Annotated in this window: 24 protein-coding genes; 14 read left to right on the top strand and 10 right to left on the bottom strand. The window is 61.9% G+C overall.

All coding sequences use genetic code 11. The features are described 5' to 3' along the window. Window positions 1-138 precede the first annotated feature (138 nt). The 6 genes from ILFOPFJJ_RS10070 (at window position 139) to ILFOPFJJ_RS10045 (ending at window position 6,843) form a co-directional block, all read left to right on the top strand. Window positions 139-987 (top strand): MOSC domain-containing protein, encoded by an 849-nt coding sequence (locus tag ILFOPFJJ_RS10070; RefSeq protein ID WP_173510419.1) that lies wholly within the window; start codon window positions 139-141, stop codon window positions 985-987. Between the two features lie 138 nt (window positions 988-1,125). After that, window positions 1,126-2,361 (top strand): MFS transporter, encoded by a 1,236-nt coding sequence (locus tag ILFOPFJJ_RS10065; RefSeq protein ID WP_173510418.1) that lies wholly within the window; start codon window positions 1,126-1,128, stop codon window positions 2,359-2,361. Window positions 2,362-2,527: 166 nt separating this feature from the next. After that, entirely contained in the window at window positions 2,528-3,607 is a 1,080-nt protein-coding gene (nadA, locus tag ILFOPFJJ_RS10060) for a quinolinate synthase NadA (RefSeq protein ID WP_173510417.1), read from the top strand. A gap of 57 nt (window positions 3,608-3,664) precedes the next feature. Then, entirely contained in the window at window positions 3,665-5,263 is a 1,599-nt protein-coding gene (locus tag ILFOPFJJ_RS10055; protein ID WP_173510416.1) for an L-aspartate oxidase, read from the top strand. A gap of 59 nt (window positions 5,264-5,322) precedes the next feature. Next, entirely contained in the window at window positions 5,323-6,225 is a 903-nt protein-coding gene (gene nadC / locus ILFOPFJJ_RS10050) for a carboxylating nicotinate-nucleotide diphosphorylase (RefSeq protein WP_173510415.1), read from the top strand. Window positions 6,226-6,324: 99 nt separating this feature from the next. Continuing rightward, window positions 6,325-6,843, top strand: coding sequence for a superoxide dismutase family protein (locus ILFOPFJJ_RS10045; protein WP_173510414.1), 519 nt, complete (start codon window positions 6,325-6,327; stop codon window positions 6,841-6,843). 1 nt (window position 6,844) lies between these two features. On the opposite strand, the gene ILFOPFJJ_RS10040 is transcribed toward ILFOPFJJ_RS10045, so the two are convergent. From ILFOPFJJ_RS10040 to ILFOPFJJ_RS10005, 8 genes are all read right to left on the bottom strand, one after another. Next, on the bottom strand, window positions 6,845-7,825 hold the full coding sequence (locus ILFOPFJJ_RS10040; protein WP_173510413.1) for an NUDIX hydrolase: 981 nt from the start codon (window positions 7,823-7,825) through the stop codon (window positions 6,845-6,847). After that, complete coding sequence (locus ILFOPFJJ_RS10035; RefSeq protein ID WP_173510412.1) at window positions 7,815-8,354, bottom strand: tyrosine phosphatase family protein; 540 nt, start codon at window positions 8,352-8,354, stop codon at window positions 7,815-7,817. Before ILFOPFJJ_RS10035 ends, ILFOPFJJ_RS10040 begins: the two co-directional genes overlap by 11 nt. Before the next feature lies 1 nt (window position 8,355). Further along, window positions 8,356-8,964, bottom strand: coding sequence for a YfbR-like 5'-deoxynucleotidase (locus tag ILFOPFJJ_RS10030; RefSeq protein ID WP_173510411.1), 609 nt, complete (start codon window positions 8,962-8,964; stop codon window positions 8,356-8,358). Then, window positions 8,961-9,809 carry a CAF17-like 4Fe-4S cluster assembly/insertion protein YgfZ gene (ygfZ, locus tag ILFOPFJJ_RS10025; protein WP_173510410.1) on the bottom strand — a complete coding sequence of 283 codons (849 nt, stop codon included), beginning with the start codon at window positions 9,807-9,809 and terminating at the stop codon, window positions 8,961-8,963. The genes ILFOPFJJ_RS10030 and ygfZ overlap by 4 nt, the downstream gene beginning before the upstream one ends. A gap of 170 nt (window positions 9,810-9,979) precedes the next feature. After that, a complete protein-coding gene (locus ILFOPFJJ_RS10020; RefSeq protein WP_173510409.1) occupies window positions 9,980-10,732 on the bottom strand; it encodes a hypothetical protein in 753 nt (250 codons plus the stop codon). Between the two features lie 16 nt (window positions 10,733-10,748). Continuing rightward, window positions 10,749-11,018, bottom strand: coding sequence for a hypothetical protein (locus ILFOPFJJ_RS10015; protein WP_085939040.1), 270 nt, complete (start codon window positions 11,016-11,018; stop codon window positions 10,749-10,751). 160 nt (window positions 11,019-11,178) lie between these two features. After that, window positions 11,179-11,616 (bottom strand): TIGR02301 family protein, encoded by a 438-nt coding sequence (locus ILFOPFJJ_RS10010; protein WP_173510408.1) that lies wholly within the window; start codon window positions 11,614-11,616, stop codon window positions 11,179-11,181. Continuing rightward, window positions 11,613-12,083 (bottom strand): NUDIX hydrolase, encoded by a 471-nt coding sequence (locus ILFOPFJJ_RS10005; RefSeq protein WP_173510407.1) that lies wholly within the window; start codon window positions 12,081-12,083, stop codon window positions 11,613-11,615. Before ILFOPFJJ_RS10005 ends, ILFOPFJJ_RS10010 begins: the two co-directional genes overlap by 4 nt. A 61-nt stretch (window positions 12,084-12,144) precedes the next feature. Between ILFOPFJJ_RS10005 and ILFOPFJJ_RS10000 the strand changes: the two genes are divergently transcribed. Further along, window positions 12,145-12,924, top strand: a complete 780-nt coding sequence (locus ILFOPFJJ_RS10000; RefSeq protein WP_173510406.1) for an SOS response-associated peptidase — start codon at window positions 12,145-12,147, stop codon at window positions 12,922-12,924. A gap of 124 nt (window positions 12,925-13,048) precedes the next feature. Here ILFOPFJJ_RS10000 and ILFOPFJJ_RS09995 read toward each other — a convergent pair whose 3' ends face one another. Next, a complete protein-coding gene (locus tag ILFOPFJJ_RS09995) occupies window positions 13,049-13,210 on the bottom strand; it encodes a hypothetical protein (protein WP_173510209.1) in 162 nt (53 codons plus the stop codon). A gap of 402 nt (window positions 13,211-13,612) precedes the next feature. Between ILFOPFJJ_RS09995 and cysS the strand changes: the two genes are divergently transcribed. The 7 genes from cysS to rarD all read left to right on the top strand — a co-directional run bounded on the left by cysS (window position 13,613) and on the right by rarD (window position 20,281). Then, complete coding sequence (gene cysS, locus ILFOPFJJ_RS09990; RefSeq protein WP_173510405.1) at window positions 13,613-15,013, top strand: cysteine--tRNA ligase; 1,401 nt, start codon at window positions 13,613-13,615, stop codon at window positions 15,011-15,013. Window positions 15,014-15,056: 43 nt separating this feature from the next. Beyond that, the gene (locus ILFOPFJJ_RS09985; RefSeq protein ID WP_173510404.1) at window positions 15,057-15,539 is read left to right on the top strand and encodes a GFA family protein; all 483 of its coding nucleotides are present in this window, start codon (window positions 15,057-15,059) and stop codon (window positions 15,537-15,539) included. Further along, entirely contained in the window at window positions 15,536-16,009 is a 474-nt protein-coding gene (locus ILFOPFJJ_RS09980; protein ID WP_173510403.1) for a GFA family protein, read from the top strand. Before ILFOPFJJ_RS09985 ends, ILFOPFJJ_RS09980 begins: the two co-directional genes overlap by 4 nt. Window positions 16,010-16,011: 2 nt before the next feature. After that, window positions 16,012-16,512: a GFA family protein gene (locus tag ILFOPFJJ_RS09975; protein ID WP_173511478.1), complete on the top strand. Its 501-nt coding sequence runs from the start codon at window positions 16,012-16,014 to the stop codon at window positions 16,510-16,512. After that, window positions 16,509-17,471 carry a prolyl aminopeptidase gene (pip, locus tag ILFOPFJJ_RS09970; RefSeq protein WP_173510402.1) on the top strand — a complete coding sequence of 321 codons (963 nt, stop codon included), beginning with the start codon at window positions 16,509-16,511 and terminating at the stop codon, window positions 17,469-17,471. The genes ILFOPFJJ_RS09975 and pip overlap by 4 nt, the downstream gene beginning before the upstream one ends. A 72-nt stretch (window positions 17,472-17,543) precedes the next feature. Further along, the gene (gene cimA, locus ILFOPFJJ_RS09965) at window positions 17,544-19,160 is read left to right on the top strand and encodes a citramalate synthase (RefSeq protein ID WP_173510401.1); all 1,617 of its coding nucleotides are present in this window, start codon (window positions 17,544-17,546) and stop codon (window positions 19,158-19,160) included. A gap of 182 nt (window positions 19,161-19,342) precedes the next feature. Further along, on the top strand, window positions 19,343-20,281 hold the full coding sequence (gene rarD / locus ILFOPFJJ_RS09960; RefSeq protein ID WP_173510400.1) for an EamA family transporter RarD: 939 nt from the start codon (window positions 19,343-19,345) through the stop codon (window positions 20,279-20,281). Between the two features lie 87 nt (window positions 20,282-20,368). Here the strand turns inward: rarD and ILFOPFJJ_RS09955 are convergent, their stop codons facing one another. Next, on the bottom strand, window positions 20,369-20,986 hold the full coding sequence (locus tag ILFOPFJJ_RS09955; protein WP_173510399.1) for an LOG family protein: 618 nt from the start codon (window positions 20,984-20,986) through the stop codon (window positions 20,369-20,371). Between the last annotated feature and the right edge of the window lie 186 nt (window positions 20,987-21,172).

The following is a 21,172-nucleotide window of genomic DNA, read 5'->3' as shown; positions in this document are numbered from 1 at the left end:
CCGATCCCCATGAAAATCGATCGCAGCCATTCCCGATTGTCTCAATCAAAAATGATGTGATCTTTCAAACGATTGGCGCCGCTCGCCGAATCAGATTGCGAGCCGCCTGAATCAATTTCTGAACTCGGAAAGATCGACATGAAAGTGACCGGCCTCAATATCCATCCGCTGAAGAGCGGTCGCGCCATTCCGCAAGCCGCCGTGACGGTCAACATTGATGGGCTCGTCGGCGATCGGCGCTTTATGGTGGTCGAGCCGGATGGCCACTTCGTTACCCAGCGCGAGTTGCAGGCGTTGGCACAGGTCGAGGCGGAGCACATCGACGGCGGCGTGCGCTTGAAGATGAACGGCAACGAATTGTCCGTGCGCTTCGATCCAGGCCGCCGGCTCGATGTCAGCGTCTGGTCGAGCGACGTCGACGCTGCGGTTGCCGACGATGCCGCCAATGACGTGCTTTCGCGCTGGTTCGGGCGTGCTGTGAAACTGGTCCACATGGACGAACAGGCAGAACGCTTCGTCGGCGCCGAATGGGCGGGCGCGGCAGCGCCAGTCGGCTTTGCCGACGGCTTTCCGATTCTCATTACCACGACCGGATCGCTTGCGGACCTCAACCGCACGCTGATCGCGAAGGGGCAGCAGCCAGTCGGCATGGAGCGCTTCCGCACCAATATCCTGATCGATTGCGATGAACCCTGGGAAGAAGATTGGTGGGAAAGTCTGGAGATCGCCGGCATCACCTTCGACCTCGTCAAGCCCTGCGCCCGATGCATCATGACCACGCAAGATCAAACCACCGGTGAGCGGACCGGCGGCAATCCGATCCAGGGTCTGTCGGAAAAGCGCATGTCCGCGGACCGGCGCGTCGCGGGCGTTCTTTTCGGCTGGAATGCCGTGCCGCGAGGCGAGGGGACCGTCAAGCTCGGGGACGACGCCAAGGTCGTTCGGCGGCGTGGCGAATGCTGGCCTATGAAGGTGCGCGAACGCTAGGTGATGCGCCTTCACGCACCGCAAGAGCGGGTTTGCCGGCAGGCGCTATCAATTCCTGTGATCACATCGTCAAATTAATTGGCTTTCCTCAATATGAGCGCCGCCATAGGATGCGCCCTCACAAATCGGAGCTATCCTATGTCCGCGATTTCCTCAGCTGCCGCACGTCCAGCCGATAGCAGCCTGCCGTGGCTGATCATCGCCGCCGGTTCCATAATTGCGATGCTCACCTTCGGTCCGCGATCCGCCATGGGTTTCTTCCAGTTGCCGATGCTCGCCGATACGGGGTGGGACCGGACGACCTTCGGCCTCGCAATGGCGCTCCAGAATCTCTGCTGGGGGCTTGGCCAACCGCTCTTCGGGGCAATAGCCGACAAGTTCGGTACCTGGCGCGTGCTGGCGCTGTCCGGTCTTGTTTACGCGGCGGGTCTGTTCATCATGGCCTTTGCCAATGCACCGATCTGGCTGCATATCGGCGGCGGCGTGCTTGTCGGTCTCGGCGTTGCGTCCGGTTCCTTCGGCATCGTGCTTTCGGCCTTCGCGCGCAATGTCGCGCCCGAGCAGCGCTCGCTCGCCTTCGGCATCGGCACGGCTGCTGGTTCGGCCGGCATGTTCCTGTTCGCGCCGCTCAGTCAAGGGCTGATTTCCGCTTATGGCTGGTCCGACAGCCTTGTCTACCTCGGCGTGTTGATGCTGCTGGTCCCACTCGTCGCAATCCCCTTGCGCGGCAACGCTTCTTCCGGTCGCCAGTCGGAAATGCAGTACAAGCAGACAGTCGGCGAGGCCCTGAGGGAAGCCTTCGGGCATAGAAGCTATCTGCTGCTGGTTTCGGGCTTCTTCGTCTGCGGCTATCAGGTCGCCTTCATCACCGCGCATTTTCCCGCCTATATCGGCGACATCGGCATCGATGCGCGTTATGCGGTGATTGCCCTCGCCCTGATCGGCTTCTTCAACATCATCGGTTCGTTCTCGGCCGGTATTATCGGTCAGCGCTATTCGAAGCCCTATTTCCTGGCGCTGATCTATCTTGCCCGCTCGATCGCCGTTACAGCTTTCCTGCTGCTGCCGCAGTCGCCGACCTCGGTCATAATTTTTGCAATCGTTATGGGCTTGCTCTGGCTGTCGACCGTGCCGCCGACCAACGGCCTGGTGGCGATCATGTTCGGAACGAGACATCTCGGCCTGCTTGGCGGCATTGTCTTCCTTTCTCACCAGATCGGTTCCTTCCTCGGCGTCTGGATGGGCGGCTATCTCTACGACCGTTTCGGTTCCTATGATCCGGTCTGGTGGCTGGGCGTCGCGCTCGGCGTGTTTGCTGCCATCGTCCATTGGCCGATCGAGGAGCGTGGCGTCGTTAGACCGGCGATGGCCTGACCGAAGACGACAATATGGATGCGCCCGAAATGGGCGCGTCCTTCTTGAAATCTGTCACAAAACTTTCTAAATCAATCGCCGCGGCTTCGCCGCTTTTGTTTTGACCTAATTATGCTCAATGTGAGCATAATTAGTAGCCGCCCAAAGCGGCGGGAGAGGAGAGACGATGACCAATCTTGACCTTCGTGCAGACGCAGCGCCAGCCCGGGCATTCGTCAGCGCGGCTGCGCGCTTCGGTGTCATCGAAAAACCGGACCTCACCTATACGCCGGCGATGGCGCGCGAAACCGCGCATCTCTACGAGAAGGTCAAGGATTTCATCCCGGCCATCGAGTGGCCCGCTTACGCGCCTTATGTTCACGCGATCAATCGTCTGAAGAAGGAGCGCAACGCCGTCATTCTGGCGCATAACTACCAGACTCCCGATATTTTCCATTGCGTCGCCGATATCGTCGGGGATTCGCTGCAGCTCGCGCGCGACGCCACCAAGGTCGACGCCGAAATCATCGTCCAATGCGGCGTGCATTTCATGGCCGAGGCCTCGAAGTTGCTCAATCCGGAAAAGACCGTGTTGATCCCCGATGCCAAGGCGGGCTGCTCGCTGTCGGAATCGATCACCGGCGCGGATGTACGCCTGCTCAAGCAGCGTTATCCCGGTGTTCCGGTCGTTACCTACGTCAACACCTCGGCCGACGTGAAGGCGGAGACCGACATCTGCTGCACCTCGTCCAACGTGCTGGCGGTCGTCGAAAGCCTCGCGTCCGATACGGTCCTCTGCATTCCCGACGAATATCTCGCGATGAATGTCGCCCGTCAGACGAACAAGAAGATCCTCACCTGGAAGGGCCACTGCGAGGTTCATGAACGTTTCACCGCGGCGGAACTCCTCGCCTACAAGGAAGCCAATCCGGGCATCGAGATCATCGGTCATCCGGAATGCCACCCGGATGTCATTGCCGTCTGCGATTTTGCCGGCTCCACCTCGGGCATGATCAACTATGTCAAGGATAAGCGGCCGCCCAAGGTGCTTCTCGTCACCGAATGCTCCATGGCCTCCAATATCCAGGCGGAAGTCGAGGGTGTCGATTTCGTCAAGCCGTGCAATCTCTGTCCGCACATGAAGCGCATCACGCTGCCGAAGATCCTCGACAGCCTGCTCAACATGACGGAAGAGGTTCTGGTCGATCCGGCGATCGCCGGTCGCGCGCGCCTTGCGGTCGAGCGCATGGTGAACCTCAAGCAGTAGTCGATGCCCGGGCCCAAAGCCCGGCACTCATGCATGCGTTGGAGGAGCTACCGAGCCATGCTGAAAGACCATTTTCGCCCGCAATCTTTCAACGGCATCGATGATATCGTCATCGTTGGCGGCGGGCTCGCGGGGCTCTTCTGCGCCCTGAAGCTGGCGCCGCGTCCCGTTACGATCCTTGCCGCTGCGCCTATCGGGCACGGCGCCTCGTCCGCCTGGGCGCAAGGCGGGATTGCTGCCGCAATGAGCCCGGGCGACACTTTCGAAAAGCACGTCGCCGATACGGTCACCGCCGGTGCGGGCATCGTCGACGAGAAGATGACGCGGATGATGGTCGCCGAAGGCCCGGCGCGCATTCACGATCTGCTCGAATATGGGGTACCCTTCGACCGGGACCTCGAGGGCAAGCTTCTGCTTTCGCGCGAGGCGGCGCATTCCGAACGGCGTATCGTTCGCGTCAGAGGCGACATGGCCGGCAAGGCGATCATGGAAGCGCTGATCGCCGCCGTGCGCAGGACTCCGTCTATCCGCATCATCGAAGGCTATGTGGTCGAGGAACTGGTTCGTGAGGGGCGCTTCATCTCCGGCGTCATCGCGAGGCCGGACGCCGGTCAGTCGAAGACCCGTGTCTCCTTCCCCGCGCGCGCCGTCGTGCTGTGCTCAGGCGGCATCGGGCACCTCTACGCCGTCACCACCAATCCGTGGGAGGCCTGTGGCCAGGGTGTCGGCATGGCGGCGCGGGCGGGCGCAATTATAGCCGATCCCGAATTCGTCCAGTTCCATCCGACCGCGATCAATATCGGCAAGGACCCGGCGCCCTTGGCCACGGAGGCGCTGCGCGGCGATGGCGCCGTGCTTGTCAATTCCGCGGGTCATCGTTTCATGCTCGACATTCACCCCGACGGCGAGCTCGCGCCGCGGGACATTGTCTCGCGCGGCGTTTTCGCCGAAGTGCAGGCCGGGCGTGGCGCCTTCCTCGATTGCACCAAGGCGGTGGGCAAACATTTCCCCGAAATGTTCCCGACCGTTTATGCCTCCTGCCTCGCGGCCGGCATTGATCCGGTGACGCAACCGATCCCGGTTGTTCCGGCGGTTCACTATCACATGGGCGGCGTGCTGACCGACGGGCAGGGCCGCACCTCGATCGATGGTCTCTGGGCGGCAGGCGAGGTGACCTCGACCGGCGTTCACGGTGCCAATCGTCTCGCTTCCAACTCGCTGCTCGAAGCCGTGGTCTTCGCCGCGCGCATCGCGGAAAGCATCAAGGGCACCTTGCCGGCGCCGAAGCTCACCGAATGGGGCGATAATGCCGGCGAGAACGACGATCCGGTGACGGTCGAGGACAGCCCGCCGTTCAAGATCCTGCGCAGCCTGATGAGCGACTGCGTCGGCGTTATCCGTACCCGCGAGAGCCTGACGCGGGCGATCCGCGAGATTGCGGCACTGGAGCGCTCCAACAGCCGCCTGCGCTTCGCCAACATCATCACCACTGCAAAGCTCATCGCTGTCGCCGCGCTTCAGCGCACCGAGAGCCGGGGCGGCCATTTCCGTGCCGATTGCCCGGCCGAGCGCCCCGAATGGCAGCGCCGCACGTACCTGACGCTGGCGCAGGCCGAACGCCTGGCCGCGGAGGTGGCCGAAACCGAGCCGGCGTGACAGCCGGCCGGATATCTCCAAGCGTTATCGACATCCAGACAGATGCAGGAACCAAGCCCATGACTGCCGCGCTACGCCCGGAACTGCCCGCCCTCATGGTCGAAGAACAGGTGAGGGCCGCCCTCCTGGAGGATCTCGGCCGAGCCGGCGATATCACGACGCTCTCGACCATAGGCCCGGACAAGGCGGCGGTGGCGGAAATGCGCGTCCGTGATGCGGGCGTCATCGCCGGGCTGGATTTGGCACGGACGGCATTTCGGCTGATCGACCCGTCAATCCGCTTCGACGCGCTGGCTGCAGACGGCGATCGTGTGGCGCCTGGTATCACCATTGCCCGGATATCGGGTCGAGCGAGGGGGCTGCTATCTGCCGAACGTGTCGCCCTCAATTTCCTCATGCATCTCTCCGGGATCGCCACCTACACGGCAGAATTCGCCGATGAGATCGCGCATACGGCCGCCAAGGTTTGCTGCACCCGCAAGACCATTCCCGGCCTGCGTGCCCTGGAGAAATACGCCGTCCGTCTCGGCGGAGGCTCCAACCATCGCTACGGCCTCGACGATGCCGTGCTGATCAAGGACAACCATATTGCCGTTTCCGGCGGTGTCGCCGATGCCATCCACGCGGCGCGTGCCTATTGCGGCCATCTCGTCAAGGTGGAGGTGGAAGTCGACGGGCTTGCGCAGATGCGCGAGGCGCTGACCGCTGCGCCGGACGTGATCCTGCTCGACAATATGGGACCGGAGTTGCTGCGCGAGGCCGTCGCCATCAATGCCGGACATTGGCGGCTGAATCCGGCCGACTATGCCGCCGACCCGCGCCGCACGCGGCTCGAGGCGTCCGGAAACGTGAAGATCGACACGATCCGGGCAATCGCCGAGAGCGGCGTCGATTACATCTCCACTTCGAAGATCACCATGGCGGCGCCGACGCTCGACGTCGGGCTCGACGTGACGATCTAGGCGCGGAATCATCGACCACAACTCTTCCGCGCTCCTATGGAACGACATCACCACCCGCGCGTTGGTCTTTCTATCCCGCGAGCGAGGAAGGATTTGGTGATGATCAGAATCTTAGCTGTAGTTGCGCTGGCAATCGGCGCGGCAGCCACTGCATCTGCGCAAGAGTCATCGCAGACTGCCGCCGCTAATTTCATCGGCAAGGATGGCAAGGAGATGGGCCGCGCGATGTTGACGGCGGCCGGGAAAGGCGTGCTGATCGAGATGGAGGTCACCGACCTGCCAAAGGGCACTTGGGTTGCCTTCCATGTTCACGAAGTCGGGAGCTGCGACGCTGCAGGCGGCTACGAGTCTGCCGGCAAGCATTTTGCCGGAGAGGACGAGAGCGCCGAACATGGGTTCCTGGCGGCGAAAGGTCCGCACGCCGGCGACATGCCGAACCAATATGTCGGCGCCGACGGGACGCTGCACGCCCAGGTGTTCAACAGCTTTATCTCTCTCGACGACAAGGGCACCGCCGTTCGCGGACGGGCCTTGGTGATCCATGCAGGCTCCGATGACAACCGCAGCCAACCGGCGGGCGACGCGGGTGACCGTCTCGCCTGTGCCGTCATCGAATAGTCTAACGCCCGCCGACCTTCAGCCCCGGAGCCGGCCGCTCGTCGAGTATCTGGCGGCGGAAGCGAAAAAGCGCGGCCGGGCGACCGCCGGTGGAAGCAAGCGTGCCGCCGGTCGGCTCGACGAGCTCGGCCCCCTCGACCAGACGTCGAAAATTCTGCTTGTGCAGGTGGCGGCCGGAGATCGCCTCCACGGTCGCCTGCAAATCGGTAAGCGTGAATTCCGGCGGCATCAGTTCGAAGACCACCGGCCGGTATTTGATCTTTCCCCGCAATCTGGCGACAGCCGTCGCGACGATGCGGCGGTGGTCGTGTCGCATCGTCAGGCCGACGGTGGGATTGCCGAGGTTGCGGCAATGCCCGTCGATCACGGCCTCGCGCACAAGACCGGCCTCGTAAAGCAGTTCGTAGCGGTCCAGCACGCGCTCTTCGTCCCAGGGGAAATCGTCAAGACCGAAGGCCAGGCGAACACGGGAGCGGCGCTGAAAGGCGGAAGCTGATCGTTCATCTTCCGGCGGGCTGCTTTCCCAGCGAGCGAGCGCCGGCAGGATTACCTGGTCCAGCAGGGCGGGGCGTCCGCGCCGCCAATCCTCCCACGGCAGATAGCCATACCAGTCCCGCCAGTGAGCGCCGGCCTCTGCCAACCGCTCATTGTTCTCGGCGTCGGTGCGGGTCAGCGCCAGGTAGCCGACGGAGACCATGTGCTTGCCTTCCTCGCCGGGCAGCCGCTGCCGGCCACGGTCGCCGAAGGTGTAGAGCTGTTCGATATATCCAAGCTTGAGAGCGATGCGTTTTTCGACACGATCGCGCAGGCCCGTCTCGAAGGTGCGGTGACGCGCCGGATCAAAAGGACCGAAGGGCAAGCTGTCACGCATGTCGCCATCGGCCTCGCTGACGGCGAGAATATGCGGGCTGCGGTTGACGACGGCGACGATCGCCGCATTTAGCCCGATCTCGACCGTAATTGCCGGCACGTCAGTCGGCATGCTGTGCGCCTTCGGGTCGGGTGGGGAGCATGAAGGGTGCATTGCCGTCGGCGTCGGCGCCGCGGCCGATGGATCGCACGGCGGCAACGAGCCTTCCCCGTCGCGACAGCGCCTCGTCGCCGATCTCGACGAGCCGCAGGTTCGGTGTCGCGAAAGGCGACACGCGCCGCAGCCGCGCCGCCAAGGCATCGTCGTCCTGGTCCGGCTCGACCGCAAGGGCTGCGATCAGCGCGGCTGCCGGCGAGCGGGAGACGCCCATCCAGCAATGGATGAGGAGCGGGCGGGTACGGTCCCAGTCGCGGGCAAAATCGATGATCCGCCGGACGTGTTCCTCCTGCGGAGCAATGAGGTCGCCCGTTCCGGCGAAGCTGATGTCGTTGACGCCGATCGTCAGGTGTTTCGCCCGGTCGATCACGGCAGGGCGGTGAAAATCCTGCCCCTTGGCAAGCAGGCTCAGCATTTCGCGGCAACCGTGGCGAACGGCCATTTCCGCGATGCGTGCGAGCGGCGAAACGACAATGCCGGTCATTTCAGGCTTCCGCCTTTGCCATGGTCCGCTCCCCTTCGAGCGTGTTGAACCGTTCGGCGAAGCGTCGTTGTGCCTCGACGGCCGGCAGCGGATCGATCAGCAGGGTTTCCCGCGTAATGCCGCGCGGTTGACCGAAGAACCTCCGGGCCTCCTCTGCCGAAAAACCGGCAAGCTCGGTCGCTTCGAAATAGGCGGCGACGCGATCGGCCTTCTTGATCCGCTCCTTGAGTTCCTTGGGCGTATGAGGCGGCAGGCCGAAGCGCAGGTGCACGGCGCTTTCGAGCCGCTTTTCCACGGTCTTGTACCCACCGCCGACGACAGCCTTGAACGGCGAAATCATGTCGCCGATGACGTATTCGGGGGCGTCGTGCAGCAGCGCCATCAGGCATTCGTCCGCGTTGCAACGGTTGGTCCTGCGAAAGATGTCCTCGACGATAAGGCTGTGCTGGGCGACGGAAAAAGCGTGATCCCCCGAGGTCTGGCCGTTCCAGCGTGCCACACGGGCGAGCCCATGAGCGATATCGGAAAGCTCGACGTCGAGCGGCGAGGGGTCGAGCAGGTCGAGCCGCCGGCCGGAAAGCATACGCTGCCAGGCACGCGCATTCGTCATGCGCTTGCCTCATCGGCCTCGGTCGGGAATGAGAGGCCGGTCCAGCCGGGCAGGGTCAATGTCACCGGCACGTCGCCTGCGAGAATGGTATCCCCCTTGGTGATCGCTTCACCGGCCTTGTCGATGCGAACGATGGCAAGGCCAGCTTTGTGCCTCACAGTGCCGAGGGAGCCGATCGATCGGCCATTGACGGTAATGCTTGCGCCGGTCGGAGGCAGCGGCGCTTCGCTGGCAACAATGACGACGCGGCGGCGTGCCGTGGCGCGGTGCTGCATGCGTGAAACGACCTCCTGACCGACATAGCAGCCCTTGCGGAACGAAAGCCCGCCATTGAGATCCAGCAGCACATCGTGCGGAAAGACATCCTGCAAGGCAAAGTCCGGCCCGGAAACGGCAACGCCGCTCGCGATCCTCAGCCGCTCGAGTTCGGTGACGTCTGCCTCCGGGTTCTCCATGTCGTGATAGAGACGGAAAACCGATTTTCCGGCCTTCTCGAATCGATAATCGCGATAGCTCCCGGCGGGCTGCTCTTCCTCGAACACGACCGTGACCGGCGCCGGCGACTGGAGCGAGAGTTCGACCGCGGAGCGCAATTTATACATGGTCAGTCGCTTCAGCAGCGGCTCGGCCTGATCGCTCGTCGTCTCCAGCCTGAGTGCTTCGCCATCGCGGGAGATCAGAAAGTCGAACAGGATCTTGCCCTGTGGCGTCAGCAAGGCGCCCGGGCGCGCTTCGTCGGAACCAAGCGCACCGATATCGGTGGTGATCAGGCTTTGCAGAAGATCTTCAGCATCCTTACCGGAAACGCTGATGATCGCGCGGTCATTGAGGCAAACCTTCGGCATCGTTCGAATCCTGTTCTCTTTGTCGAAGAGGTAGGATGTTCGCCGGTCATCGGCAAGCATGCCGCCGGAGCGGGAAGAGGAAAAGTGCCAGGCTGCTTTCCGTTCACGTCCGCTCTACGGCGTCGTGCGTCTTTCCAGACGCACAAAAAGTCGCTGCCGCGCATCGCTGCTCAGTCGCCAGCGACGAAAAATTTCCAACGACCGTCGGGCGTGATGCCGACGCGGTAGAAGTTATAGCTGCCGAATTCTTCCATTTCGGCGAAGTCGCCGGCGGTGACGAGGCGGAACAGATCCACCTTTTCCGGCGCTGTGAGCGAAGACAACGGCTTTTCGGCAAAGTAGGGCCAGACATAGGCTTCTTCCGGCGTGCCCTTGTCGGCGAGAACAAAGCCGGTCGACAGAACGTCGAGAAGGATCGCCAGGATTTCGACGCCGTCCTGATCGCCGGAAAGGCTCTTGAGTGTTGTGACCGGGTCCTCGTCGCTGTTGACGCCCGTCACTTGGGTTTGGGTTGGTCCCTTGCCGAGCAGCGGCCGCAGTCTTTCGATGTCGCCGGAGGCAGCGGCTTCGACGATCAGTTCACGCATGCGTGCAACGGGTGCTGGAATCGTGGAAACATCCGTCAGCACCTCGACAGGCTCAACGACTTGCGGCGCCTCGATTTCATCGTCTTTGCTTACGGCCTTGTCGACGAGCGGATCGGGCATTGGAATTTCGAGAGGGGCTCTCTCCTCCTGCTCGATCTCTTCGGGCTGACCGGCGGGCGCCGTGTTCTGGTCGCTGGCGATAGGGCCAGGAACCCTCTGAAACTCGCTGAGGGCAAGCGCGGGGGATGCGATGATCGGTGTGTACGCGGTTACGCCGGCCAGCAGCAGCGTAGCAAGGCGAACCGGGGAAACCCGGTTTGCAAGGTTCCGTCTCATTGAGGCAGTCCCGATATTACTGGATTGTTCGCTGTGGCGAGAATTCTCCGGCCAGCATCCGCTCGCGAAGCGAATTCAACATCGCTTCGGCGCCTTCTTCGCCATGGAGCCGGATGGTTTCCCGCATGGCCAGCGCGATCGCCGCATCGGCGATGATCTCCGGCTCGATGCCGTCCGCCATGCCGTCCGCCCAGGCTTCGTTCTGATGTTCGAGGGCCGCCTGCATTTTCTCGTGGACGATCATGTCGTCGATGTCGGTCAGGCTTGGTTCCATCATTCGTTCCATGCGACTTCCAATACGTGCACTTGGCTCAATCTAACGCTGCTCCGCTGAACCGCAACTGAACGGGGCGGATACGCCGGTCACTTCTTACCACTCTCTTAACAAACTTAGCAGCCTTTTCCCGAAACGACACGGGGTCCCGGGAAAAGAGGTTAATTTATTGCTAATTTCCAAAGCGGGCGACGATTTCTGACGCAAGTGTTGCACCTTCGGCACGGTATCGCTGCTCGGCGAGAGTGGCCGGCTCCGTGCAGGTCGTGTAGACCGACGCGAAGGTTCGATATCCACGGTTGAACGCAGCTGTCAGACGCTCGCGCCGCTTCGGTTCGTCGCCCGTCTCCTTGTCGAGCAATTCCTGCGTCGAGCGTCGCCAGGTGTCTTCTTCCGCCTTGAGGCAGAGATTGCGCAGATAATGGACCGATCCGAGAATTTCGGCGAGGCGAATCAGCCGCTGATCGTAGGGCGTCGACTTTTCCTCCGTAGCCGCTTCAGGCGCCTTGTCCTGTTGGGACGGTGCCTCTTCTTGGGCGGCGGCGCCCGCGGCGAAGGCGAGAACGGCGCCAATCAGGGCAAGTCGAAGAGGGGGCAGCGCGCTGGTCATGGTCCCATCAAATCCGAATCAACGTCGGTTTTGTGGCAGGGATCAGCCACGTTGTGTCTTGGCGAGAGGCCAGACAGTTTTTCGACGCATTGGCGAACGCTCTGCGGAATCGGCAGTTCGAAGATTTCCTGCGGCGTGAACCAGCCGACGCCTGCGGCATCGTCGCTGGCGATCGCGACAGAATTGGTATCCGCATGGACCGTGAAAACTGAGAGCAGGAAATGCCGCCCTTCCGATTCCTTTCCCGGCAGATCGTAGGTTTCGAAGAGCACCGGGTCGCGGCCACTGATGCCGGTCTCCTCGGCAAGCTCGCGCAGTGCCGTCTCTGCCGGCGTCTCTCCCGGCTCTGCCCGGCCGCCGGGAAAGGCGTACATGTCGGCCGACGGCGGATTGGCGCGCCGGACGAGGAGATAGCGCCCATCCCGTTCGAGGATGGCGGAGGAGGCAAGTTCGGGCCGCTTTTGCATCGCAGAATCAAAATGGCGTTGGATCGTTGACCCATCCTACGTGAAGTGCCACATCCATGTCATGTGCGGACGTTTTGCGCTCACGGCGACGCCGGAAGAATTGTTGGAACTATTTGGGCTGCTGGAGGCGGAAGACTTTCCGGCGCGCTACAACATCGCGCCGACGCAGCCGATCATCGTGGTCGTTGCCTCGGATCGGGCGAGACCCGGGAGCAACCTGCCGGAGCGCAAGGCCCTGCTTGTCCGCTGGGGCTTCACGCCCGGCTGGGTGAAGGATCCACGCAAGTTCCCGTTGCTCATCAACGCCCGTTCGGAATCGGCGGTCGCAAGGGCTGCTTTCCGAGCAGCGATGCGGCATCGCCGCATTCTGGTGCCGGCCTCGGGCTTCTACGAGTGGCACCGCCCGGCAAAGGGCAGTGGCGAAGCTTCGCAGGCCTACTGGGTCCGTCCGAAGCGGGGCGGGATCGTCGCCTTTGCCGGCCTCATGGAGACCTGGTCTTCGGCGGACGGCTCGGAGGTCGACACGGCAGCGATCCTCACCACTGGCGCAAACACGGTGATCCGGCATATCCATGATCGCATGCCGGTCGTAGTCCAGCCGGAAGACTTTGCCCGCTGGCTGGACTGCAGAACCCAGGAGCCGCGCGAAGTCGCCGATCTCATGACTCCGGTCCCGGACGACTATTTCGAGGCGATCCCCGTGTCCGACAAGGTCAACAAGGTCACCAATACCGGACCCGAGCTTCACGATGAGGTCGTTCCTGCAAAGTCGCCGGAAACGGCGCGCCGGAAACGCGCTGACGACCGTAACGACGACAACGGGCAGATGTCCTTGTTTTAGCGGGGTGCCCCTTGGTGGGGTCTACTGCATGGTCCCCTAAATCGTAGCCGATTTGAAGAACATGCAGCAATTCAAAGCGCTGCAGCGTCTTTTGCGCGTCTGACAAGACGCGCGGCGCTGTAGATCAAGCGGGGCGCTTGACGAGTTTGCCTGACGGCTTGACCTTGATCTGCAGTGCGGCGGCGAGCACGGCCCTGAGGCCCAGCGGCCGGTAAAGCGCTACCAGGTCGGCGGCGGGTGCTTTGGTGTCGGTGGTCTTGGCGGCCTTCACTTCTATTGTCTCCATGGTGCTTTCCCTGACCGGAAACACTTTGTTTTCCCGTTATGCGCGAAAACAAAGCTCCTCCTTGTTCCTCCGGAAACAGGAATCGGAATGCAGGGCCAATCTGCAATCGCGAATCTCCTTCCCGTTGCGGCGATCCAGATAAGCTAATGATGACAAAACCATGGCCGCCATCATTCTATGATGCCGGTCGTTGCTTGCCCGTGGTTGACCTCTTGACCGGCGTGATGTGAAGCGCGATAAGTGTCGCCATGAAAACGGTTATCTGCATTATTTGCCGGAAGATTATTCGCTAGCGATCCGCTGGCCTGGCCGTTCTCGTCTCCTAAAATCCAAGATGACAAACGTGCGGGCCGCCCGGACGCTGTATATTCCGACGGTTGCACGCAGGCTTGGAGATTTGGGATGGGCGCTATGCCGACTTTGAAGCTGTACAACACACTGACGCGGGAGAAGGCCGATTTCCGGCCCATCGACCCGGCGAACGTCCGTATGTATGTCTGCGGCCCCACGGTCTACGACTATGCCCACATCGGCAACGCGCGTCCGAACATCGTCTTCGACGTTCTTTTTCGGTTGCTGCGCCATGTCTACGGTGCGAACCATGTCACCTATGCTCGCAACATCACCGACGTGGACGACAAGATCAACGCGCGGGCGCTGCGCGACTATCCGGGGCTGCCGCTGAACGAGGCGATCCGGCGCGTGACCGAGAAAACCGAGACGCAGTTTCTCGAAGATGCGAAGGCGCTCGGTTGCCTAGATCCGGACGTGCAGCCGCGCGCCACCGAAAATATCGCCCAGATGGTCGAGATCATCGAGACGCTGATCGCCAAGGGACATGCCTACCAGGCCGCCGGCGAAGTCCTGTTCGATACGAAGTCGATGACCGATTATGGCCAGCTCTCGAAACGCAACCTCGACGAACAGCAGGCCGGCGCCCGTGTCGCCGTCGATGCCCACAAGAAAAATCCCGGTGATTTCGTGCTCTGGAAGCTTTCCGAGGACGACGAGCCCGGTTGGGAGAGCCCCTGGGGACGTGGTCGCCCCGGTTGGCACATCGAATGCTCGGCGATGAGCAGGCGCTATCTCGGCGAAGTGTTCGACATTCACGGCGGCGGACTGGATCTGATCTTCCCGCATCATGAAAACGAGATCGCCCAGTCGCGCTGCGCCCACGGGACCGAGGTGATGGCGAATGTATGGATGCACAACGGCTTCCTGCAGGTCGAAGGCCGCAAGATGTCGAAGTCCGAAGGCAATTTCGTCACCATCTACGAACTCCTCCACACGGAGAAGTTCGGCGGCCGCAAATGGCCGGGCGAGGTGCTGCGGCTTGCCATGCTGATGACGCACTATCGCGAGCCGATCGACTTCTCCATCAAGCGGCTGGAGGAGGCCGAGCACCTGCTGTCCAAATGGCCTGTACCGGGGGAGACAGCCGACGAGCCGGATCCCGCGATCGTTGCGGCACTGGCGGATGACCTCAACACCGTCGCGGCCATTCAGGCGTTGCATGCACTTGCCCAGAAGGCATCCCTCGATTCGCGACAGGCAGGCGTTTTCGCCGCAAGTGCAGCTTTGCTTGGCGTCGCGCCGAAGGAAATCGAACTCGACGAGGCAGTCGTACACGAGATCGACGCGAGGGTGCGTGCCCGTCTCGAACTCATCAAGGAGAAGAACTTTGCCGAAGCGGACGGCATTCGCAATGATCTCCAGGCCCTAGGCATCCAGCTCAAGGACGCCAAGGACCCGGAAACCGGCGAACGGGTGACGACCTGGGAGGTCAAGCGGTCGCAGGCGTGACCGTTACAGGCGACAATCGCCGCAGAACGAAGAGGAGCGTGACATGACGGACGAGATCCATACTGGCGGGTGCCAATGTGGCGCGATCCGCTTTCGCGTCGAGGGAACGCTCGGCGACGCCTCCGTTTGCCATTGCCGAATGTGCCAGAAGGCGAGCGGGAACTTCTATCTGCCGCTCGTCTCGGTGCGCGGCGCAACGGTCACCTGGACGCGCGGCGAGCGCCGGCGCTTTCAGTCGTCGAACGCCGTCTGGCGCGGTTTCTGCGGTGATTGCGGCACACCGCTGACCTACGAGGCGCCGGATGGCATGGCGCTGGCAATCGCAGCCTTCGACAAGCCCCAGGGTATCGTGCCGACGGTCCAGTGGGGTATCGAGGCGAAGCTGCCCTATGTCGACCATGTGCCCGACCTTCCGGGCGAAGAGACGATGGCGGATGTGGCGGCGGGCTCGTTCCTCGCCGATCTCGTTTCCTATCAGCACCCCGATCACGACACCGAAACCTGGCCACCGGAGGCAAAGCGATGACCGATGCTGTACGAACAGGAGGATGCCAGTGCGGAGCCGTGCGCTTCCGCATCCACGGAAAGCTCGGACGCCCGTCCATATGCCATTGCCGCATGTGTCAGAAGCAGTTCGGGTCGTTCTTTTCGGCGCTAGTCACGGCTCCGAAGGATGGGGTCGAATGGACGCGCGACGAGCCGAGCTACTTTCAGTCTTCGGTCAATATCGACCGGGGCTTCTGCCCGAAATGTGGAACGCCGCTGACTTATCGGCATCCGGGCGGGCTCGAAATCGCGATCGGCGCCTTTGATGACCGCTCCGACCTCGCGCCGCAAATCCAGGTCAATTACGCCGCGCGGTTGCCGTGGGTCGAAACGATCTTCGAGCAGCCGGTGCACGACGATCCGGATTATTATGCCCGGCAGGAACAGATCATCTCCTTCCAGCATCCCGACCACGAGACGGACCAGTGGCCGGCGGCAGGGGCCTGGTAGTGATGATCAGACGAATTTTTACGGGCGGCTGCCAATGCGGCGCGGTGCGCTACCGCGCCGAGGGCACGCTCGACGATCCGCATCTTTGCCATTGCCGCATGTGTCAGAAGGCGGCAGGCAACTATTTCCTGCCGCTCGCCAATATCAAGCGGGATGATTTTCTCATCACCCGCGGGGAGCCGTCCTGGTTCCAGTCGTCGGATGTCGTCACACGCGGCTTCTGCCGCGACTGCGGTACGCCGCTCTTCTACGACATGCCCGGCGAGGATTTCCTGAACATCGCTCTTGGCTCGCTGGACGATCCGGACGACGTACAGCCCGTCTATCAGTCCGGAATCGAGTCACGCGTGTTGTGGTTTTCTCATCTGCCGCGCCTTCCTGAAAAGGAGACTGATGACGGCAGCGAAGAATCTGCTGCGCGTCATTTGCGCGTGCTGGAATCCAACCGCCAGCATCCCGACTACGACACCGTTCATTGGCCACCCAAGGAAGACCTGTTGTGAGCGTCACATTGCGTACCCTTTATCCCGAAATCGAACCCTATGCGTCCGGCCATCTCGACGTGGGCGAAGGCCACGTGATTTATTGGGAACGCGTGGGTACGCCCGGCGCAAAGCCGGCGGTTTTCCTGCACGGCGGACCGGGCGGCACGATCTCGCCGAACCACCGCCGCCTCTTCGATCCAGCACTTTACGATGTGACGCTGTTCGATCAGCGCGGCTGCGGCAAGTCCACGCCGCATGCGGAGATCGAGGCGAACACGACATGGCATCTCGTCGCCGATATCGAACGCTTGCGTGAATTGGCGGGCGTCGACAAATGGCTGGTTTTTGGCGGCTCCTGGGGCTCGACGCTGGCGCTTGCCTATGCCGAAACCCACTCCGACCGTGTTTCCGAACTCGTCGTCAGGGGCATCTATACGCTAACCAGGGCCGAACTCGACTGGTACTATCAATTCGGCGTGTCGGAAATGTTTCCCGATAAGTGGGAACGCTTCGTTGCTCCGATCCCGCAGGAAGAGCGCCACGAGATGATGTTGGCCTATCATCGGCGGCTCACAAGCGAGGACCGCGCGACGCGGCTAGCCGCCGCAAAGGCCTGGAGCATCTGGGAAGGCGAGACGATTACCCTGCTCCCGGAACCGGCGACGAGCGAACGCTTCGAGGAGGAGGAGTATGCCGACGCCTTTGCTCGGATCGAGAACCATTTCTTCGTCAATGCGGGCTGGCTAGAGGAGGGGCAATTGCTGCGTGACGCGCATAAGCTCCACGGCATTCCGGGCGTCATCGTGCACGGCCGCTACGACATGCCGTGCCCGGCCAAATATGCCTGGCAGTTGCACAAGGCCTGGCCGCAGGCGGAGTTCCACCTGATAGAAGGAGCGGGGCACGCCTATTCGGAACCGGGCATTCTCGACCGCCTGATCCGGGCAACGGACAAGTTTGCAGGCAAGGCCGAATAGAGCGGCAGGTGTCTGCGGTTTTTCGCCGGCATCCCGCGCTGACTTATTAGCATCGCACGTTGGAACTGAGCCATGACCAGAGAACGCATCTATCTCTTCGACACCACGCTTCGGGACGGGCAGCAGACGCCCGGCATCGACTTTTCCGTCGAGGACAAGATTGCGATTGCGACCATGCTCGATGATTTCGGCATGGACTATGTCGAAGGCGGCTATCCGGGTGCCAACCCGACGGACACCGAGTTCTTCAAGCAGACGCGCACACAGAAGGCTTCCTTCGTGGCGTTCGGCATGACCAAGCGCGCCGGCGTCTCCGCCTCCAATGATCCGGGCCTGCGCGCATTGCTCGACGCCAGGAGCGATGCGATCTGTCTCGTTGCCAAGAGCTGGGACTATCATGTCGAGGTGGCACTCGGCTGTTCGAATGAGGAGAACCTCGACAACATCCGCGCCTCGGTCGAGGCCGTTGTCGCCTCCGGTCGCGAGGCCATGGTCGATTGCGAGCATTTCTTCGACGGCTACAAGGCAAACCCGGCCTATGCGCTCGCCTGTGCCAGGACGGCGCTTGAGGCGGGAGCACGCTGGGTGGTGCTGTGCGACACCAACGGCGGCACGCAACCGCCGGAGGTGCGCGAAATCGTCGCCGCCGTGATCGCCGGAGGCGTGCCCGGTGCCAATCTAGGCATTCACGCCCATAATGACACCGGCCAGGCCGTGGCGAATTCGCTTGCCGCCGTCGAGGCCGGCGTCCGCCAGATCCAGGGAACGCTGAACGGCATCGGCGAACGCTGCGGCAATGCCAATCTGGTGACGCTGATCGCGACCCTGGCGCTGAAGGAAACCTATTCCAGCCGTTTCGAGACCGGAGCGGATTCCGAGAAACTGCAGGAACTGACGACGCTCGCCCATGCGTTCGACGAGCTTCTGAACCGCTCGCCGGATCCGCAGGCTCCCTATGTTGGCGCGTCGGCCTTTGCAACGAAGGCCGGGATTCACGCGTCGGCGCTGTTGAAGGACCCGAGAACCTACGAGCATGTCGCGCCCGAAAGCGTCGGCAATCTGCGCAGGGTCATGGTCTCGGACCAGGGCGGCAAGGCCAATTTCATCAATGCCCTCAAGCGGCGCGGCATCAGCGTCGCCAAGGACGACCCGAGGCTCGACAAGTTGATCGCCATCGTCAAGGAGCGCGAAGCCACGGGCTACGCTTATGAGGGTGCGGACGCGAGTTTTGCCCTGCTCGCGAGTCGCACGCTTGGGACCGTCCCCGATTTCTTCCGCGTCGAGAGCTTCCGTGTGATGGTCGAGCGGCGCTTCGATGCGAACGGGAACTTGAAGACGGTCTCGGAGGCCGTGGTGAAGGTCGTCGTCGACGGGGAAGTCATGATGTCCGTTGCCGAAGGCCATGGCCCGGTCAACGCGCTCGACCTTGCCTTGCGCAAGGACCTCGGCAAATACCAGTCGGAAATCGTCGATCTCGAGCTCGCAGACTACAAGGTGCGTATCCTCAATGGCGGCACCGAGGCGATCACGCGCGTGCTGATCGAATCGACTGATCGCACCGGCGCGCGCTGGTGGACGGTTGGTGTTTCCGACAACATCATCGATGCGTCCTTCCAGGCTCTCATGGACAGTATCGTCTACAAGCTCCTCAAGAACCGCGATCAGATCGGATTGATCGCGGCCGAATGAGATTCGGGTGCGCTTCACCGTTCGATCAGAGAGTTTCACTCTTCGTTCACGGAAATGAATTGGTGCATTACCGCTCGTTGGAGTAGGACGCCTCGAATGAGGAGGCATTGGTCCATTGACCAGGCCGTCGATAAGGACCGGAGCGTCAGTTCCGCTGTGTCCGAGATGTCAGGAACGAAACCATGGCCGAGCCCAACGCGAAGACGCCCGCTGAGAACACCGATTCCGCCAAGGGTTTCGCCTTCGCGCTTTCCGCCTATCTGCTCTGGGGTTTCCTGCCGTTTTTCATGAAGGCCGTAGCACACATCCCCGCGGCGGAAGTCGTCGCCCACCGCATCGTCTGGTCCGTGCCGCTCGCGGGTCTCGTGCTGTTGTGGCTCGGTCGCACGCACGAGGTGAAGGCGGCGCTCAGGTCCCCGAGCATGCTGAGAATGGCGGCAGTGACCGCTGTGCTCGTCACGATCAACTGGGGCATCTATGTCTGGGCGATCGGCGCCGGTCGCGCCATCGAAACGGCGCTCGGCTATTATATCAATCCGCTATTTTCGATCTTTCTCGGAGCCATCCTGCTCAAGGAAAGGCCGAACACGGCGCAGATGGTAGCGATCGCGCTCGCCGCTATCGCCGTCGCTGTGCTCGCGTTCGATGCCGGCGGCCTGCCATGGGTCTCGATCGGGCTTTGCATCTCCTGGGGCTTCTACGCGTTTTTTCGCAAGACGCTGCCGATCGGGCCGAACCAGGGCTTCTTCCTCGAGGTGCTGCTGCTCAGCATTCCGTCGATCGGCTACATCATCTGGCTTGAAGCCACCGGCCAGGGTCACTTCGGCGATACCGGTGTCGCCGACGTCCTATGGCTGCTCTCCTGCGGCATAGTCACCGCCGTGCCGCTGATGATCTATGCCAACGGCGCGAAGCTGTTGCGGCTCTCGACCATCGGCATCATGCAGTACATCGCTCCGACGATGATCTTCGTGATTGCGGTTTTCGTCTTTCACGAACCCTTCGGGACAGCGAAACTCATTGCCTTTGCATTGATCTGGGCCGCGCTTATCGTCTACTCGGGCGCGATGCTCGTCGAAAGCAGGGCTCGCCGCGCCGCGCCGCCCGCTCCCGCTGAGTAGATTTATCACGGCGCGCGTCTCTTCAGACGTGCGAAGCCATGCAGGCGCTGTTTAATTAATTGAAATTACGCGTTTCCCGGAATTTCTCTAAAGCCTGGAAATGATATCTGCCTCGCCGTCGCGCCCCTTGGCGCCGGCTGACGCGAGAATCGCCGGGACGATGTCTTCGGCCCTGTCGATCACCAGCGGCTGGACGAGGTGGGCCGTGTGGACGAAGCCCTGATCGCGCATATGCTGGAATAGTTCCAGCATCGGGTTCCAGAAGCCGTTGATGTTACCGAAGACCATCGGTTTCCTGTGGCGACCGAGCTGCGCCCAGGTCATGATCTCGACGATTTCCTCAAGCGTGCCGATACCGCCAGGAAGCGCGACGAACGCGTCGGCACGCTCGAACATCTTGTGCTTGCGCTCATGCATGTCGGCAGTGACAACAAGCTCGTTGAGCTGCCCCAGTGAATGGCGCGTCGCTTCCTTGTCCATGAGGAATTCCGGGATGATCCCCGTGACCTCGCCGCCGGCGGAAAGCACACCGCTTGCCACCGCACCCATGATGCCGCGCGTACCGCCACCATAGACGAGGCGCAGACCATGATCGGCGATCGATTTTCCAAGTGCGCGACCGGCCTGCATATGGGCTGCATCTCGCCCAGGCTGAGAACCGCAATAGACGCAGATCGATCGAATCGGGGCAATTTGCTTGGTCATGGAGCCAAAAGACATTGCAGCGCAGCATCGGTCAAGAAAAATGAGGGAAAAAGCTGCGGCAGTGAGCCCCACATAAGATGCGGGAGCTTGTATGAAACTATAGGAAACGTTAGCAATTTCAGTAATACGTTGAAGAATTCGGACGTGCAGGCCGTTGTTGCGCTATAATGGCGAAAAAGGCCCGCG

The sequence above is a fragment of the Sinorhizobium psoraleae genome (assembly GCF_013283645.1).
GTDB classification, from domain to species: domain Bacteria; phylum Pseudomonadota; class Alphaproteobacteria; order Rhizobiales; family Rhizobiaceae; genus Sinorhizobium; species Sinorhizobium psoraleae.
The sequence above is the reverse complement of the archived record's forward strand: the minus strand, read 5'-3'. Positions and strand labels throughout refer to the sequence as shown.